The following is a 17,249-nucleotide window of genomic DNA, read 5'->3' as shown; positions in this document are numbered from 1 at the left end:
CCGGACTCAGGAGCGATTCCGATGCGCACGACGTACGCCGGTAGTCAGACAGTCGTCAGCGTCCTCGAAGCCTTCGAGGCACGCGAGTTGAACGAGGTGAGCAACGACCTGGCCGGACCGTTCTTCGAGGACTTCCGAGAGCTGTTCCTCGGTCCGGCCGACGAGTCCGCCGAGGCGAGCGCTGTTCGTCGGGAGGCGGCTCGCGCCGTCCTGGCGGAACTGCTGGCCGAAAGCCGGGATGACGAGATCTCCATGCTCAACGCGGTTTACGCGGTACAGCTCAGCAGCCTCGCGCCGCTGCGACACCTCACCGAGTTCGCGCTGGTGGGGAGGGTTGCCGCGTGAGCAGCACGCAAGCGGCCCAGTCCCCTCCCCCTCCACTCAGCCGGACAGAAAGGGCGCTGCTCGGCGTCGTCATCCCGGCCGGCGCCGGAGTGGGCGGCCTCGGACTCGTCGCCTCCTTCGACTCGGTCTCGTCCGCCGCTGCTCGTTGGGGATTCGGCAAGCCCTGGATGCTGCCGATCGGCATCGACCTCGCCATCCCCGTCTTCACCGCGGCCAACCTGATGCTGATCCGGCTCGGCATGCCGCTCGCGTGGGTGCGGTTCGTGCCGTGGGCGCTGACGCTCGTGACCTGCTGGTTGAACATCGCGGCAGGAGAGTCGGTCTCGGCGAAGATCGCCCATGGAGCGATGCCGCTGCTGTGGGTCGTGCTCAGCGAGATCGCCGCTCACGTCTACGCCGTGCGTATCGGCGTGGCGACCGGCGCCAGGATGGAACGCATCCGCCGCTCACGGTGGCTGTTCGCTCCTCTCACCACGCTGATGCTGTGGCGCCGGATGGTGCTGTGGGAGACGACCGACTATCGCGAAGCGCTGGACCTGGAGAAGAACCGACTCTTGGTACGCGCCGAGCTGCGCGAGACCTACGGCCGCGCCTGGCGACGCAAAGCGCCGTCCCGCGATCTCGTGTTGCTCAGGCTGGGCGAGCTGACGCCCGACCCTCCGTCGGAGCCCGACATCCGCCCCGAGCCCGAAGCGGAACCGAAGCCGCCCAAGCGCCGGAAGTCCGGAGCAGGTGTCTACCGGCCGCGCATGACGTGGGAAGTCGCGATCACCAAAGCCCGTAAGGCGACAGCGGATTGGCCGTACGAAGCGCTGGACGCGGACCCCATCCGTAAAGCCGTCGGGTGCAGTCAGGAGCGCTCCCGCCAGTTGCGGGACGTGCTCCGGGCCGAACGCGACCCCCAGCCGGCGCGGGACGCATCGCCTGCCGCGGTGTGAGCCATCTCGACATCCCCAGCACCTCTGAACCGAGGCCCGGCCGCTGCTTTGGCGGGTAGGGCCGGGCCTCGGGCTCCCTCCCAACCGGAAGGAAATCTCAGTGAAGCACGAGGACAACAACGAGAACGACCGAGAGCCCGACCACGAGCGCGATCTCTTCGCTCGGCTGGAGAAGGAACTGGGCACCGGCTCCGGCGAGCGGCAGCCGACCAGCACCCAGCTCACCGAGTCGACCCAGTCGGCCGACTCTAAAGACCCTGGCGACACGGTCACGGTCGACCGCCCCGGCGGACCCTCCGGCCCCGGACTCACGGAGCGGATTCGTGGCGCGAAGCGTCGCGCGGTCATCCCCGCGTGGGCGAAGTCGCGGGCCGAGTTCCGAACCGCTGGCGGGGGAGTCGCCGCGTACGCCTGGCACGTCACCGCGTACCACTGCGTCCGAACCCCCTGGTACACGCTGCGACTTGGCCTCCGCTCGCCGGTCGGCGCCGCGCGGTTCATCGGTGACGCGATGCGGTGGATGACGGACGCCGAGGGCGAGCCCCTGCGCCAGTCCGCCGCGACGAGCGGCGACGTCGACCGTTACCTGAAGCTCTCCCGGCAGCGCGACCGCCGGGTGCGGTGGCGCGCGGTCGTCATGGTCGCCGCGTCGATCGTGGGGCTGTCCGCGAGCCTGGCCCTGTACGTCCTCGCGCCTGGTTCGCTGCTCGCGCTCTGCGGCGCGCTCATGACGTTGACGCTCGGACGCCTTGGCCAGCCGGCCGACGATCCGGTTATTCATCGCGCCGTCGAGATCCCCAAAGCAACCAAGCTCACCAGCGACATCGTGTTGCGCGCCCTCGGCTCGCTCGGCATCCCCGCCATCAACCAAGCCCAGTCCAAGGGCGGTCCGGGCTTCGCGTTCACCGCACCCATCACTCGCGACGGCCCCGGATGGCTGGCTGAGGGCGATCTTCCGTACGGCGTGACCGTCACGGACGTGGTCGACCGGCGCGACAAGTTGGCGTCCGGGCTGCGGCGACCGCTCGGCTGCGTCTGGCCGGAAGCCGTGCCCGACGAGCACACCGGGCGGCTTCGCCTGTGGGTCGGGGATCAGGACATGTCGCTGACCAAACAAGACCCGTGGCCGCTCGCGAAGTCCGGCAGCACCGACCTGTTCAAGCCGGTCGTCTGGGGCACGGATCAGCGCGGCCGGTGGGTCGGCGTCACCCTCATGTTCATAGCCGGCGTCATCGGCGCCATCCCGCGCATGGGCAAGACGTTCCTCCTGCGCCTGCTGCTGCTCGTCGCCGCCCTGGACCCGCGCGCCGAGCTGCACACGTACGACCTCAAGGGCACGGGCGACCTGGACGCGGTTGGCGACCGTGTCGCGTACCGGCATCGGGCGGGTGAGGAGGACGCGGACATCGAGTACGCCATCGCCGATCTGCGTGAACTGCAAGGCGAGTTGCGTCGGCGCGCGAAGGTGATCCGCTCGCTGCCTCGGGACATCTGCCCGGAGTCGAAGGTGACCACAGAGCTTGCATCGAAGCGGTCGCTCGGTCTTCACCCGATCGTGGTGGGGGTCGACGAGTGCCAGGTGTGGTTCGAACACCCCACGTATGGAGGGGAGTTCAAGGACATCTGCACGGACCTGGTGAAGCGCGGGCCGGCGACCGGAATCGTTCTGCTGCTGGCCACACAGCGGCCGGACAAGGACAGCATCCCGACCTCGATCAGCGCCAACGCGTCCGCCCGCTGGTGCCTGAAGGTCATGGGCCAGGTCGAGAACGACATGGTGCTCGGCACCGGCGCGTACAAGCGGGGCGTGCGGGCCAGCATGTTCGCGTGGGGTGACAAGGGCATCTCGTACTTCCTCGGTGAGGGCGCGGACGCCCGTATCGTCCGTTCGGCCTTCATCGACGCGGTGGAGGCGGACCGCATCGCGCTCCGCGCCCGCTCCTTGCGCGAGCGCGCTGGCATCCTCGCCGGGCACGCGCTCGGCGAGCAGCCGGAGAACGGTCCCGCCAGCGCCTCGTACGACTTGCTGGCCGATCTCCGCGCAGCCGTCCCCGCCGACAAGTCGAAGCTCTGGAACGAAGCAGTCGTGCCGCGTCTCGCCGAGCTGCGGCCGGAGGTGTACGGCGATTGGGTGCCCGAACAGCTGACGGCCGCGCTCAAGCCGTACGGCATCCGCACCGTGCAGGTGTGGGGCACGACCGAGGACGGCAAGGGGGCCAACCGGCGCGGGATCAGGCGCTCTGACGTCCTCAAGGCGCTTGCGGATCGTGACGGAACGGCCGACGCCGCATAGCTGTCGGACTGCGCTGGACCTAGCGGGCAGCCCCGCTAGGTCTAGCACCCCCGCTAGCGCCCAATACCTGCTCTGAACTGGTCACTAGCTTCTAGCGGCCATCCTCGCGCACGCCCTGATTCCTGCCCTGGGAGGGGTTGTCATGCCTTCTCTGCTCACCGCTATGCCGCTCCTGATACTCCTCACGCTCTGCTACGCGACGCTCTGCGCGGCGAGCCCGTTCGGCGCCTGCCGCAAGTGCGAAGGCTGGGGCCACAAGATCCGGCAGACGCGCACCGGACGGCTCAAGAGGGGCCGGGAGTGCCGCCGTTGTCGCGGGTACGGCCGGCGCCTGCGCATCGGGCGCCGCCTCTACAACACCGCGTCGCGCATGCGCCACGAAGGCACCCGCTGACCCGTTTCCTTTCGCCTTTCGCCCTTCGCTCTCAAGGAGGCCTTGCTCATGGTCCTGACCATTTCCGCACTCGCCCTGCTCGGGCTCTTCCTGGTCCTGCTCCTGCGCTTCAAGTCCCTCGGCATCGGCGCGGCCCTCGTCGCGGTGCTCTTCGGCTTCTACCTCGCCCGGACCGGTGCCGCCGACTCCGTCGACCAGATCATGACCGCGCTCAGCGACGCCATCCGCGACTTCGCCAACTGACTCCCCCCTGCTTCACCGACCCACCCGGAGAACGTCTGATGTCCAACCCCACCACCGCATGGTTCGACACCCTCACTGCGAGCGTGCAGGCCCTTGGCGCCGCCTCCCGTGAGTACCGCATGGCGGAGCGGGCCGCGCACAACGCGCTGTGGAACACCGACCCGACCCGCCTTCTCCCGGTCAACGGCGCGGTCAGCGTCCCCCGACGGGACTCAGTCCGTCCGCATCACGACGCACTGCACCAACTCCGGTCACTGCACACCGAGATGCTTCAGCGCACGAAGACGCTCTACGAGAACACCGCCGTGGCGTACGCCCACGGCGCCGCCGCCGCGCTGCATTCGGTGCTCCTCGGCGAACGCCCGCACTATGTCGAGCTGAGGCGTCGCGGCGGTTGCTACGTACGGCCCACGGGCGCGCTGCCTGACCTGCGGCCCCTGCTCAACGAGTGGGCAGGAAACAGCCGGCTCGCCACACTGCGCGAGCAGGTGATCGAGCGGGAGCACGCCCGCGCGGTGGTCGAGGACTTCGAGTTCTTCGCGGACCTGGCGGGCTGCGTGATCCCCGAGTGGTCGCGCGCTTCCGAACAGGCGGCAGACCTGGCGGACAGGGCGCACGCATACGGCGAGACGGCCGAGAGCGCCCTGTACTTCGTGCTGCTCACGGGCCGGACCCCTCGGGATCCCGAGGACGGGCGCTGATGAACCAGTCAACTGCTCCTACTGAGTTCAGGGCGCAAATGACCCAGACGCGGAACGGCCGCTACTGGGAAATCTACGTCGTGCTCCACGGCGTGCCCCACTGGCCGGACGTACAGCTGCCCGCGTCCGCCGGCATCCCGACCGTTGCGGTCCGTATGGCAGCTCTGAGGGAACTCGGCTATGCGCCCAAAGCTACGCATGGGCGCTGGGACTGGATCGAGTTCAACACCATCGGCGACAGAGTAGATCTCACCGCGTTGGTGATCGTGGTTCCCCTGGACCCGCGAGGGGCCGCACAGTGACCAACGAACCTCGAGACCAGGTGAGCAGTTCTCCGCACGAGGGGTACGCCAGCGACGACGCCGCACCGCCGAACGACCAGGCCGCGGAGCAAGCGGCGCTCGGCGCCATGCTGCTGTCGAGCGACGCGATCACCGAAGTCACCGCGACGCTCGCGCTGTCCGACTACTACCGGCCTGCGCACGCGACCATCCATTCAACGATCATCGCGATGCATTCCGCCGGGCTACCGGTCGACCCGATCACCGTCGCGGCGCGCCTCCGCGAAGCCGGAGATCTCAACCGCGTCGGCGGAGCGAGCTACCTGCACACGCTCGTTCAGGCCACGCCCACAGCGGCGAACGGCTCGTACTACGCCGAGATCATCGCCGACATGGCCAAGCAGCGCCGCCTCATCGAAACCGGCGTCCGCCTGATCACCCACGGCCGCGAGGGCGGCACCGGCGCCGAGCAGATCGCCGCTCGGGCCACCGCCGAACTCGCCACTCTCGTTGGCGCCGAGCGGTGGCCCGACCCGATCCCACTCGGCACGCACGCGGGGCTGCCCGTCTTCCCGGTCAGCGCGCTGACGCCGTGGGTCGCCGAACACGTCAGCGCCGTCGCCGAGTTCACCCAGACCCCGCCAGACCTCGCGGCCACCATGGCACTCGCCGCCCTGGCCACCGCTGCCGGCGGACGCGTACAGGTCGAGATCCGCCCCGGCTGGCGAGAGCAGTCCAACCTCTACTTGGTCTGCGCGATGCCGCCCGCCTCGCGCAAGTCGGACGTCTTCGCCGCGATGACCGAGCCCATTTACGACGTCGAGCGGCAGCTGCAGGAGGAGTCGCGCGCCCGGATCGTCGAAGCGGAGACCGAGAAGGAAGCGGCGCTTGCCGAGGCCGAGGCACTGATGGCCAAGGCCCGGAAGCCAGGCAACAGCGTCGACCGTACGGCGCTGGTCGCCGAGGCGTCCGCCGCCAAGCTGCTCGCCGAGGGAATCCACGTACCTCCCCGGCCACGCCTGACGGTCTCGGGCGACATCACCCCCGAACCGCTCGCTCAGCAACTCGCCGTGCACCGCTGCCTCGCCGCGCTCTCTCCCGAGGGCGACCTCTTCGACATCATCGCGGGGCGCTACAGCGCGAAGCCGAACCTCGGCGTCTTCCTGCAAGCCCACAAGGGAGAGCGGCTACAGACCGACCGCATCACACGCGAACAGCCCAGCGTCGACAAGCCCGCGCTCACCATCGGCATCACACCGCAGCCGGCCGTACTGCAAGACCTCGCCAGCACCCCCGGTGCACGTGACCGCGGCCTCCTCGCCCGTTTCCTCTACGCCCTCCCGCCCTCAAACCTCGGCTACCGCAAGACCCGCACCACACCCGTACCGCGCCCGGTCGCCCAGACGTACCACGCCCGTCTGACTCAACTCCTGCACATGCTCTACGCCCTGCCCGAACCGGTCACCGTCCCGCTCACGCCTGCGGCGGACAGGGCAGTGGAAGGGCTACAGGACACGATCGAAGCTTCACTCCGCCCTGATCAGCCACTCGCCCACCTCCCGGACTGGGCCGGCAAGCTCGTCGGGCACACGGCCCGCGTCGCGCTCCTGCTCCACCTCGCCGACCGGGCAACGAGCGACCGATGGGACCACCCGGTCGAAGACACCACGATCCACCGAGCAGCCGAGATCACCGCCTACTTCACACACCACGCGTTGGCTGTCTTCGATCTGATCGCCTCCGATCCCGCCAACGACGCCGCACACACCATCCTCGAATGGCTGCGTCGCCCCAAGATGGACGGCAGTTGGCGCACGGCGATCAAGCGCCGTGACGCGGTCGCGGCTTCCCGCCGCTTCCGCACGGTCGCCCAGGTCGAACCTGCCCTCGCCCTACTCGAATCCCACGGCTATCTCCGTGCAGACATCCCGCCCAGGACTGGCCGCGCGGGACAGCCGGCGTCGGCGACGTACCGCGTGCACCCCTCGCTGCGGGAGGGCGGTACCGATGCGAGCTGATCGTCAGCAACGTCAGCGCAATCCCTCTACCTGCGAGAACGCCAGCCAACACGACGTCAGCGCGCGTCAGCACGATCAGCGCGCCGCGGTCGTAGTGCTGACGCTGCTGACATCCGCTGACACCCGCCCACTCAGCAACTCCGCAGGTCGCCGGATTCCGCTGACGTTGCTGACGCTCCCGCTTCTCCCCATAGCTCGAAACAGCCGCCGTACCAAGGGGGACTGATCACTGTGCGCCGCGAACCTCACCTCAAGCTCTGCGACCTCCTGGACGAACTCGACATGTCCCGAGCCGCCTTCTACCGCATGCGCTCCCGCGGCCAGGCACCCAAGTGCATCAGGCTCCCCAACGGCCAACTCCGCTTCCGCCGCTCCGACCTCGAAGCCTGGCTCAACGACCACGAGGAGGCGCACGCGTGCTGACCTACGACGTCGAGATCTGGAACATCCGCACCCGCAAGGACCGTCGCAAGCCCCACATGCTCCGCTGGCGGGTCGGTGCGAAGGAACACTCGAAGAGCTACCTCACCAAGGCGCAAGCCGAGGGACGACAGACCGAGCTGCGCGCCGCGCTGCGCAAGCGCGAGCAGTTTGATACGGAGAGCGGCCTTCCCGGTTCCGAGCTGCTGGCGCTGAACTCCCCCACTTGGTACGACCACTCCCGCGCGTACGTCCTGATGAAGTGGCCGAAGATCGCGGCCAAGCACCGAGCCAGCATCGCGGAATCTCTCGCCGCCATCACACCAGTTCTGGTCACCAGCACCAAGGGCGCCCCCACCCCGAAGCTCCTCCGTCACGCGCTCACAACATGGGCCTTTCGAATGGTCCAGAACGAACAAGGCGAGCTGGCCTCACTCGCGGACATCACACCTCTGCCGGCGGACGTGGAGACCGCGCTCGCCTGGCTGAAGAAGCACTCGATGAAGGTCGAGGAGGCCGCCCGTCCCGCGAACCTCCGCCGCGCCCTTGACTCCCTGTCGCTCAAGCTCAACGGCCAGCCAGCTTCGGACAACACGGTCAAGCGCAAGCGCGCCGTCCTGAGCAACTGCCTGCGCTACGCGGTCGAGAGGGACCACCTGACCACTCACCCCCTGTCCAAAGTGGACTGGGAACCCCCGCAGACGGACGACGAGATCGACTTCCGATACGTCCCCGGACCAAGGCAGGCCAAGGTCCTGATCGAGGCCGTACGAACCCAGGGCAGCCGCGGCGAACACCTTGAGGCATTCTTCGGCTGTATCTACTACGCGGGCATGCGCCCCTCGGAGATCGCCGCTCTCAAGCGCAAGGACTGCGTCCTGCCGGACGAGACAGACAGCTCGGCAACATCGTGGGGAGAACTCATCCTCGAAGAGAGCCGGCCCGAAGTGGGCGCTGGCTGGACCGACAACGGCGCCTCCTACGAACAACGCGGCCTGAAACGCCGCGCCCGCCGCGCCACCCGCTCCGTCCCAATCCCGCCCGTCCTCGTCCGCCTGCTACGAGTGCATCTCAGCACCCAGGGCACCACACCCGACGGCCGACTCTTCCGCGCCGTACGCGGTGGCCGCGTCCGCTCCACCGAATACTGCGAGGTCTGGGCACAAGCGCGCCGAAAGGCGCTCACGGCGGACGAGGCGAACACCCCACTCGCCGAAGTCCCCTACTCCCTCCGCCACGCGGGCATCTCCCTCTGGCTCAAGGCCGGCGTCGACCCTGTCGAGGTCGCCCGCCGAGCAGGGCACAGCCTGGCCGTGCTCTACCGCTTCTACGCGAAGATCCTCAGAGGCCAGAGAGGATCCAACCGCCTAATCGAGGCAGCGCTGAACGAGGCCGACGCCCCTCACGAGGATTGAGTTCCGACTCTCCGAAGCCCTGAGCTTGGGGATCACCGCTCCTTTCGGCACCGGTCAGCATCTGATCTGCGGGAACGGGCGCCCGCGCAAGCCGGTGGGGTCGATCTAGCGTCCGCTGTTGACTGCGGATTACCGCCCCGTCGGGCACGCAACGGGCACGGTCGCCTTTTGATCCGGACCTCAACTAAGGGCGGTCAAGCAGCGTGCTGAGCGACTCCAACAGCCGTGCTGGGCGCTGTCGTCGCGGTTCGCTCTGTGCTATCGCGTTTTCATCGTGGCTGGGGTCTGTTGGCGCGCGGGCCGACGGGATGCGTGACGCCGCAGTTCATCGTTGACCCTTGAGGGGAGCCCGCTGTCAGTGTCAGTGCCGTGATCTAGGGTCACGCTATGACTACTAGCGTTGCGGGGATCAGCCCCGGTGATGTCCGTACGCGCACCGAGATCCGTGCCGTGTTCGGGGGAAGCCCTCAGGGAGGCATCTGCCCCTCTGGGGACATGCACAGCGTGAGCCTTTACTCGGACCCGGACGTGGGCGAGCAAGCAGGCTACTACGACGGTTGGTTGGCCGAGGAGGACGAGCTCGGTCCGGTCTTCGAGTACACCGGTGCTGGGAAGTCTGGTGATCAGACCTTCGACGGCGTCGCGGGCGCCGGCAACAGGGCGATTGTCCGGCACGCGGAGCAAGACCGGGTGCTTCGTGTGTTCACGCGCGTGGGCAAGCTGCCCGGGAGCGATACGAAGACTCACCGGTACCTCGGGGCGTTCACTCTGGATGGTGTGCAGCCCTATGTGTGGCGCAGGGTTCATGGCGAGGACGGGAAAGAGCGCAACGTCATCGTCTTCCGCCTGCGCCCCGACGGTGCGGTTCAGCACGCCACGCAGGACGTGATCCCCGCCGCGGAGGAAACAACGGCAGAGTTCGTCCCGTTCCAGGGCATCGTCACCGCGTCGATGTTTCAGTCCGACCCGGCGTCAAGCGGTGCGTTGCCACTCCCCAAGCAGAGCGTGACCAAAGGCGGTTCCCCACATAAGCCGGCGCCCAACGCTGAGACGAGCGGGACGTTCGTGGTGCCGGAGAGCTTCAGTACCAAGTTGAGTCTCCGGGCGGCCACAGCCGCCACCATCGCCGTCCGTCACGAGGCGGAACTGACTCAGGCGTACAAGGCTCATCTGGATGCTGCCGGACACCAAACCGGCGCTTTCCAGATCAAGGTGAAGGGCCTCACCTCAACGCTCCGCACTGACCTGTACGACGCAACAAAACACGTGCTCTATGAGGCGAAGGGCTCGAACTCACGCGAGGACGTGCGGTCGGCTCTGGGGAAGATCCTGGACTGTAGCCGATACGTGAAATCGTCGGACCATGAGGGAGAGCCCAAGCGGGTCATCTTGCTGCCGGCCGCCCCCGACCCCGACATGTACACCCTGCTCGATCAGTATGACGTCGGCGTCGTGTACCGATCAGACAATGGTCATTTTGTCGGAGATTCGGTCCCTCTAGCGGGCTAATGAAGTGAGACTCTCTCTGTCGCCAATTTCAGAGGGCGACAGAGAGAGTAATTGACGAAACAACGTCCTAGATTGTCCAGTGTCTCGACGCGTTCCCCAATGGGGTGACTCCCGAATAGGGAACGAGGTCGAGTGGATTCATCCATGCATCGGAAAAGTGGATGTTGAGATGCAGCGCCAGCGCAAGAAGGATATCTTGCTCGGGAAGGGCGTCGATCTCAAAGAGAGATGCCCCGGCTACCGGCGATCGGTAGAGTGATCCATGTCGTGCGTCACCCCACTGCAAGTGGCCCTTGCCTGCGACCCACACACTGTCCGGCCACTCGATGGGATTGCGAGTGCGGCACCACTTCACGAGGTGCTCGCCGATGGTCTCCAAGTTGAGACTGTCGAACGCGACGATCATGCCCGATGTTGGGAAATGGTCGTGAGTCTTCCCATACGCCTTAGTAGAACGCGGGATCGTGCCAGGGATCGGCCGGTATGAAGTCTTCGGGATCCCTCGCAGCCGGCTGATCTTGTTGCAAGCATCAGCGAGTTGAGTCCCGTCCAGTTTCGTCTTCACCTCGACCATTCCATACACGCACTCGTTAGGGATGATCCGAAACCCGTTGAGGGTAGTGAATGGAGGTGTCCCGCGATCGATGAGCACGATGTCGCACTGTGGTGACACATCACCATTCGCGGCGATGATTTCCGCATTGTGCACTGCCTCAACATGTGCCGGCAGATATCCAGAGAGAAATTCCTGAATTATTACCTCACGTGACGTCCCGGCTTCCCCGTTATGGTTGAAATTTTTCGACTGCTCAAAGTCGGCGTGCATCTTCTTTGCTACTGAGCCGAGGATTTTCCCTAGCTTCTCTGCCGTCATGCGTAGATCGTAGTAGAGACAGGGGGAGCACCCGCCAGCTCACAGCCCCACCCCTAAAGACAACGGACGCACGGTCCGTCGAGAGCTCTCCACACAGTGCATCCCCGCGGTCTGGCTTGCGCGCCAGTTCGTGCAGCCACATCCGCTTGTGGCACCGACCCACGCCCCTGGCTCAACTCTCCGGTCATGGCACGGCGACAAGGTGGCCGCGTGGCAGGTGCGACCGCTCAGGACTTGTCAACTTCCGCTTCATTGGAACAACTTGTCGATCGAGTACGGTCCAGACGACGGCGCCAGTTACTGAGCTGTTGCCGTCGGTGGAAGCCCTTCCACGGCACGGGGCGGCCCAGAAAGGCGCTCTTTGTCGAGTCGGGGGCCAGCTACCGTTGCCAAGCACATTGCTGGGCTGCGGGAGTGAGGAACTGTGGGCAATTATGATCTTGTGGACCTGTTTGCCGGCGTGGGAGGGATGGACCTCGCCGCTCATAGGCTGGGTGTGCGTGGAGTCGGCATCGAATGGGATGCTAGTCCCTGTGCCACACGTCGGGCTGCAGGGCTGGCGACCGTAGAAGATGACGTCCGCAGACTCTCGCCAGCGGATTTTCCATCTGCCAGAATTCTGGTTGGCGGCCCGCCATGCCAAACATTCGCCGTTGCAGGCAACGGCGTGGGCAGGAGCACACTCCAGAACGTTCTGCGCTTGGTCCGGTGTATGGGGGCCCGTGAGGACATCGCTGCATCGTTGGCTGGCCTAGGTGATGAGCGCACGGGTTTGGTCCTGGAGCCACTGCGCTGGGCACTCGCTGCGGTGGACAGTGGCCGCCCCTACGAAGTGATCGTTCTGGAACAGGTACCGACTGTCCTGCCCATCTGGCAGGCGGTGGGCGAAGCTCTCTCAAGTGAGGGCTACTCAGTCGCCAGCGGCATTTTGCATGCAGAAGAATTCGGAGTGCCTCAGACACGCCGACGCGCGATATTGGTCGCCCGCCGCGATGGGGCGGTAACCCTCCCGCCCACCACTCACCGGCCATATCGGAAGATTCTGCCCCGTACAGTGGGTGAGCTCTCTCTGTTGCCTTGCAATGCTATGGGCGACACCTTGGACCGCCCCGAACCCTTCATCGTGGTTTCTGACTATGGCTCTGGGGGAGACCCAAAGGCCCGAGGCCGGCGCAATTCCGCCGATCCTGCCTTCACCATCACCAGCAAAATAGCCCGTAATAGGGTGATGGCCCAAGATGGTACCCCCCTACCTCGCCTGACTTCAGCCGAGGCCGGTCAGCTTCAGAGCTTTCCGCGTGACTATCCGTGGGCGGGCAAAAATATCCCCCAGCAGATCGGCAACGCCATCCCGCCGCTCCTGGCTACTCATGTCCTCGCCACCGCATTGGGGCGAGAGCACCCGCCAGTGGACGCTCAGACCGCGAACAGTGCAGGCATTATTTCGGCACGAGGTATCCCGTAACTCTGCAAATGTTACAGACTTGGCCTCATCGACTACTGGGGTTCAGACCCGAGGAACCACGCACTACGAGTTGCCAGATCTTGGACGGGGGTCATCCACAGGGCCCACCGTGCGGCTCCATCGCATGGTCAGAGGGTTTGCCCGCCGTACCTCCGCGGACGTTGGTGGACCGCCCCTGGGGCGGGACGATTGAGGCCGAAAGTGAGACCACGACCTCTTCGTCCCGAAGCAACTTGGGTGGGGGTGGCGCCTTGGGCCGATGTGCCTCTCACCTGCGCTGAGGGTCCGCAGGCGTCCGTGCGCGTCCGTCGTTGTTTGTCGGCGTTGTCACGCAGTTAGACACGCACTCGATCTTGTTCCCAGTGCGCAGCATTAGCGCGACTCGACTCGGGTCCATGGACAGACCACCTGTTCACGTCACCCCCGCCGGCGCACGATTCATCAGTTTGCCTGTGGTGCACACGGCTCCGGAGGCCACTTCTGCTCGCCGTTCCTTTCCTGGTCAGCGAACTGCAGGCGGACGTTGCGGGCCGCCTCGTCCACAACTAGTCCACGAATCCGGAGGTCGGCTGGGTTTCGTGCACATCCAGGGTCAGGACGCCGTGCAGCAGGCGGAGTCTGGCGCGAAGTAGATGTTCTTCTCGCCCCACGCGCAGGCTTCGTCGGTGGCTGGGCGCTGGCGCTCAGCAGTTGCTCGAACAATTGCTCGAAGCTCTGGGCCTTATCGCGTTGGTCGATAGGGGGAGTGCCGTGGCGAACGATGGGCGTCCGCGGTACCGCGAGTGCCGTGTTGGACCGGAGGAGCATGTTGCCTAGGGCATATGTTTTTCAGCCATCTTGTGGGTGCCGTGCCGGACGATAACGGGTGCGTTCTGCCAAGCGATACTCCGTCTCGGGCCCGACACTCCAGACTCTGGCTGTGGAGAAGACGAATTTCGCGCCCTTTTGACGTGGTACGTGCGGGTGTTGCACCCGCCTATAGCGGGCTTGACCTGCGATGACGCCGCGAATGCCTACTGGGCGCTTGAACCCCAGTAGATGACTGAGGGCTGGTGGCTTATGACGAGCAAGCAGCGGGTTTCGCGAGACCGGGGAGCTGGAGGTAGACCTTTTTTGGTGTTGGTTTCGATCCCCCGCACCTGAAACTCGAAGGCCGCGCGAAGCAAATGAGCCACTGGCAGTCGGTCACACGTCTTTCGACATAAGTGCGACCTGGTCAGCGGGGCGTGAGTCTCATACTCTACCCCTCTACCCCTCTGCCCGGATTGCTTGATCGTGGGCAGGGGGCATTGAGTAGCCGGAGACTGCGAACAGTTGAGCGACTGGGGGGTCGTAGTGGATCAAGAAGAGGTGCCTGAAGGAGCTGCAGCCGGCGGGCGCATCGAAATCGATGTGGCTGACTTCGTTGAGACTTCCTCTGAGCGGAGCGAGTCGATTGCCGTAAGAATCTCGCTAGGTATCATTCAACGCTTCTCTGAAGGTCTCTACAGCTCGCCGAACAAGGCGTTTGAAGAGCTCGTATCGAATTCCTACGACGCGGGTGCACGTCAGGTCTGGGTTTACATGCCATCGGATCTTGAGCCTCACGACTCCACCCTGATGGTCGTGGATGACGGCGAGTCGATGGACCTCGACGGTTTGCAGCAGCTTTGGGATATTGGGAACTCGCGAAAGCGGACGCAAGGCCATGTGCGAGGCCGGAAGCCGATCGGAAAGTTCGGCATTGGAAAGCTCGCCACCTATGTCCTTGCCGAAGAGTTGACGTACATCTCTTGCCAAGACGGCCGATACCTAGCCCTGACTATGGATTATCGTCAGGTTCAGGGAGAGATGAACGACCCACAGTCCTTGCGGCTCATGGTGGCTGAACTGACTAAGGACGAAGCTGAGCAGTCGCTACGGGCTGCACTCAGAAATATGTACATGGGTGAAAGCTCTCTCGTTCTAGCTAAGCTGTTCGAGGGTGAAGAAAAGCCGCGCAGTTGGACGGCGGCAATCATGACGAATCTTAAGGAACCAGCCAGGCACATCCAGATGGGGAGGCTGCGCTGGATTCTTTCCACGGCCTTGCCGCTGAATCCGGGGTTTCAGCTTTGGCTAAATGATGGCCCCATCGCGCCATCTAAGGCGTCAGGAAAAACGCATTGGACTTTCACGATTGGTAAATCGGAAGAGGAGCTTAGGGACGGGAAAAGTAAGATCGATGGCTCGCCTGGCACGGTTGAGACCGCCGATGGAGTTAAGTCTGCATTCCGTCTCCCGCTTGCCGGGACGGTTTGGGGTACTGCGCGGCTCTTTGAAGATTCCCTTCAGAAGGGGAGGAGTACCTTCCTCGCGCGGAGTCATGGTTTCTTTGTGCGTGTTCGAGGTCGCCTCATCAACCTGGATGAATCCAGTTTTAATGTCGGGCCGGAGCTCCATCATGGAACCTTAACTAGGTTCCACATGGAGATTAACGCGGACGATTTGGACAGGCTTGTCGCAAGCCCTCGCGAAAGTCTGCAGGATTCCCTAGAGCTTCGCGAACTTCGCGTATACATGCTTGCGATTTTCAATCGCGCTCGAAAGATACTGTTGCAGGCAGACGCACAGGATCAGATGCCCTACATCACGAAGCAAGGGAGAATTTCAGACCCCTCACCGGTGCTTACGCAGGCACCACTGCGGCGGGCTCTGGACAAGGTCGTTGCCGGGGACGAGCCCGCCCGCGAATCCATGGGTATGAGCCGTAGTGAAGTGGCTCAGACCAGCGGTGTTCTCGCAAGTGAGGAAGACGTCCTCGAACAAGTCCTCATGGAGCCCTACGGTGAGGACGCGCGGTTGGTTCGGTACGACCCGGACCGAAAAGCCGCTGTATTGAACGAAGATCATCCCTTTATCAGCAACTACATCGGTGAGAAAGGCTTGCGGGAGCCGCTCAAGTTGCTGGCCCTAACAGAACTTCTTACCCAAGCGTACATGCTTGATGAGAATATCTCGTCGGAAATCGTGGCACGGGTAATGGCTAAACGGGATGCATTCCTTCGAGATCTCGTTAAACGGCATCCGCGGTCGGCGCTCTTGGTGGCAAAGCAGTTGCTGGACGCGAGTAACCAAGAAAAGGAACTCGAGGACGCAGTCGCAGACGCGCTCACGCTGCTCGGGTTTACGGTTCAACGGATTGGTGGCAACGGATCCGTCGACGGAATTGCCACTGCGCATCTCGGCAGAAGAAACGGATCTGAAAACGAGAGTTATGCTCTGACGTATGATGCGAAGTCGAGTGGCAGGGAAGCCCGAAAGATTCTGGATAGCAGGGCAGTGGCAGTGCAAGATAGCCTATTTCCTGCACAGCGAGATGGAAGCAGTGCGCCTCGCATTCAAGCTGGAACTGCTCGTACGTCAATTCTGAGGGTTCACCGCGAGCGAGCAAAGGAAAAGCACAACCTGAAAGTCGACCCCAAGTACACGCTACTTGTGGCTCCTGGATTTCAGGGCGACGGCGTCGATGAGAGTCTCATAAAAGCCATCTGTCACAATGACGGAATTACGCCTGTAACCGTCGAAGATCTGTCTCACCTGGTAAAGCTCTTTCCCATTCGAGGCGTCTCTCCTTTGACTCTCAAAGAGCTGTTTGAATGCCGTAGTCCCGAAGAGAGTCGGCAGTTCGTCGAACGACTTGAGAAGGCGGAGCCCCCGCAAGCGCCACCCATTGATGAAATCGTGAGCCTCCTGGTTCAGTATGCGATCAGGAGAAATCCAATCACGATCAAGGATCTCATTACGGGTCTATTTGAGCGGTCGAACTTTGAGTATGAGCCGCATGAAGATGAACTGGCGGCGGTGATTAGAGGGCTGGCAGCATTGGCCCCGAATAGTATTTACTACGACGGGACTTTCGTTGCTTTGAACTCGACGCCGGACGCTCTGTATCGAGAATGGGGGGCTTCGCTCGAAAGCTATCCTTCCGGCGTGTCGGAGTCGTACAGGATGACTGTTCCGAGCTCATTGCGTAGAGTAATTCAGGAAGGCAACTAAAGTGGCTCGTGCTGCAGTTCATCCGTTCCCAGCTCGTATGGCCCCCGAGCTGAGCGAGAAGTTTCTAGACGAATTGCCGCGTTCATCGGTTGTGTTGGACCCTATGATGGGATCCGGGAGCTTCCCGCTTGCCGCGGCAGCGAGAGGGCACGTAGCTGTCGGGTGTGATACCGACCCGCTGGCCGTTCTGATTTCTCAGACGGCTGCAGGGGGTTTCGATGTCAAGCAACTTCTTGATTCATGCGACTCGATCGTTTCCGAGGCTACTGCTCACCGTAAGGTCGTAGCGTCTGACGATCCGGAAACATTGGAGTTCATCAATTTCTGGTTCGATCC

14 protein-coding genes are annotated in these 17,249 nt (G+C 64.1%); 13 read left to right on the top strand and 1 reads right to left on the bottom strand.

The annotated features are described in order from the left end of the window. The first annotated feature begins 21 nt into the window (after positions 1-21). The 11 genes from ACIBLA_RS30035 (at position 22) to ACIBLA_RS29985 (ending at position 10,557) form a co-directional block, all read left to right on the top strand. Complete coding sequence (locus ACIBLA_RS30035) at positions 22-345, top strand: hypothetical protein (protein WP_399200427.1); 324 nt, start codon at positions 22-24, stop codon at positions 343-345. Then, entirely contained in the window at positions 342-1,283 is a 942-nt protein-coding gene (locus ACIBLA_RS30030; protein WP_399200426.1) for a DUF2637 domain-containing protein, read from the top strand. Before ACIBLA_RS30035 ends, ACIBLA_RS30030 begins: the two co-directional genes overlap by 4 nt. Before the next feature lie 100 nt (positions 1,284-1,383). Next, positions 1,384-3,576, top strand: a complete 2,193-nt coding sequence (locus ACIBLA_RS30025) for a cell division protein FtsK (protein ID WP_399200425.1) — start codon at positions 1,384-1,386, stop codon at positions 3,574-3,576. A gap of 142 nt (positions 3,577-3,718) precedes the next feature. Further along, on the top strand, positions 3,719-3,970 hold the full coding sequence (locus ACIBLA_RS30020; protein WP_399200424.1) for a hypothetical protein: 252 nt from the start codon (positions 3,719-3,721) through the stop codon (positions 3,968-3,970). 48 nt (positions 3,971-4,018) lie between these two features. Further along, positions 4,019-4,213, top strand: coding sequence for a hypothetical protein (locus ACIBLA_RS30015; RefSeq protein ID WP_364759796.1), 195 nt, complete (start codon positions 4,019-4,021; stop codon positions 4,211-4,213). Between the two features lie 38 nt (positions 4,214-4,251). Continuing rightward, a complete protein-coding gene (locus tag ACIBLA_RS30010) occupies positions 4,252-4,914 on the top strand; it encodes a hypothetical protein (protein WP_399200423.1) in 663 nt (220 codons plus the stop codon). Further along, positions 4,914-5,216: a DUF6303 family protein gene (locus ACIBLA_RS30005; RefSeq protein WP_399200422.1), complete on the top strand. Its 303-nt coding sequence runs from the start codon at positions 4,914-4,916 to the stop codon at positions 5,214-5,216. The genes ACIBLA_RS30010 and ACIBLA_RS30005 overlap by 1 nt, the downstream gene beginning before the upstream one ends. Next, positions 5,213-7,213 (top strand): DUF3987 domain-containing protein, encoded by a 2,001-nt coding sequence (locus ACIBLA_RS30000; RefSeq protein WP_399200421.1) that lies wholly within the window; start codon positions 5,213-5,215, stop codon positions 7,211-7,213. The genes ACIBLA_RS30005 and ACIBLA_RS30000 overlap by 4 nt, the downstream gene beginning before the upstream one ends. A gap of 231 nt (positions 7,214-7,444) precedes the next feature. Then, a complete protein-coding gene (locus ACIBLA_RS29995) occupies positions 7,445-7,636 on the top strand; it encodes a helix-turn-helix transcriptional regulator (protein WP_399200420.1) in 192 nt (63 codons plus the stop codon). After that, positions 7,630-9,048 (top strand): tyrosine-type recombinase/integrase, encoded by a 1,419-nt coding sequence (locus ACIBLA_RS29990; RefSeq protein ID WP_399200419.1) that lies wholly within the window; start codon positions 7,630-7,632, stop codon positions 9,046-9,048. Before ACIBLA_RS29995 ends, ACIBLA_RS29990 begins: the two co-directional genes overlap by 7 nt. Before the next feature lie 504 nt (positions 9,049-9,552). Then, complete coding sequence (locus ACIBLA_RS29985) at positions 9,553-10,557, top strand: hypothetical protein (protein WP_399200418.1); 1,005 nt, start codon at positions 9,553-9,555, stop codon at positions 10,555-10,557. 67 nt (positions 10,558-10,624) lie between these two features. Here ACIBLA_RS29985 and ACIBLA_RS29980 read toward each other — a convergent pair whose 3' ends face one another. Beyond that, positions 10,625-11,431 carry a DUF6602 domain-containing protein gene (locus ACIBLA_RS29980; RefSeq protein ID WP_399200417.1) on the bottom strand — a complete coding sequence of 269 codons (807 nt, stop codon included), beginning with the start codon at positions 11,429-11,431 and terminating at the stop codon, positions 10,625-10,627. Between the two features lie 424 nt (positions 11,432-11,855). Between ACIBLA_RS29980 and ACIBLA_RS29975 the strand changes: the two genes are divergently transcribed. Both ACIBLA_RS29975 and ACIBLA_RS29970 read left to right on the top strand, forming a co-directional pair. Beyond that, on the top strand, positions 11,856-12,896 hold the full coding sequence (locus ACIBLA_RS29975) for a DNA cytosine methyltransferase (RefSeq protein ID WP_399200416.1): 1,041 nt from the start codon (positions 11,856-11,858) through the stop codon (positions 12,894-12,896). 1,314 nt (positions 12,897-14,210) lie between these two features. Beyond that, positions 14,211-16,913, top strand: a complete 2,703-nt coding sequence (locus ACIBLA_RS29970) for an ATP-binding protein (RefSeq protein WP_399200415.1) — start codon at positions 14,211-14,213, stop codon at positions 16,911-16,913. The last annotated feature ends 336 nt before the right edge of the window (positions 16,914-17,249 follow it).

Source organism: Streptomyces sp. NPDC050433, from assembly GCF_044458565.1.
Taxonomy (GTDB): Bacteria; Actinomycetota; Actinomycetes; order Streptomycetales; family Streptomycetaceae; genus Streptomyces.
The sequence above is the reverse complement of the archived record's forward strand: the minus strand, read 5'-3'. Positions and strand labels throughout refer to the sequence as shown.

What these genes read in the sequence shown, in the direction of transcription:
- ACIBLA_RS30035 (WP_399200427.1), top strand. Translation starts at nt 22, where the DNA reads ATGCGCACGACGTACGCCGGTAGTCAGACAGTCGTCAGCGTCCTCGAA.
- ACIBLA_RS30020 (WP_399200424.1), top strand. Translation starts at nt 3,719, where the DNA reads ATGCCTTCTCTGCTCACCGCTATGCCGCTCCTGATACTCCTCACGCTC.
- ACIBLA_RS30015 (WP_364759796.1), top strand. Translation starts at nt 4,019, where the DNA reads ATGGTCCTGACCATTTCCGCACTCGCCCTGCTCGGGCTCTTCCTGGTC.
- ACIBLA_RS30010 (WP_399200423.1), top strand. Translation starts at nt 4,252, where the DNA reads ATGTCCAACCCCACCACCGCATGGTTCGACACCCTCACTGCGAGCGTG.
- ACIBLA_RS30005 (WP_399200422.1), top strand. Translation starts at nt 4,914, where the DNA reads ATGAACCAGTCAACTGCTCCTACTGAGTTCAGGGCGCAAATGACCCAG.
- ACIBLA_RS29980 (WP_399200417.1), bottom strand. Translation starts at nt 11,431, where the DNA reads ATGACGGCAGAGAAGCTAGGGAAAATCCTCGGCTCAGTAGCAAAGAAG.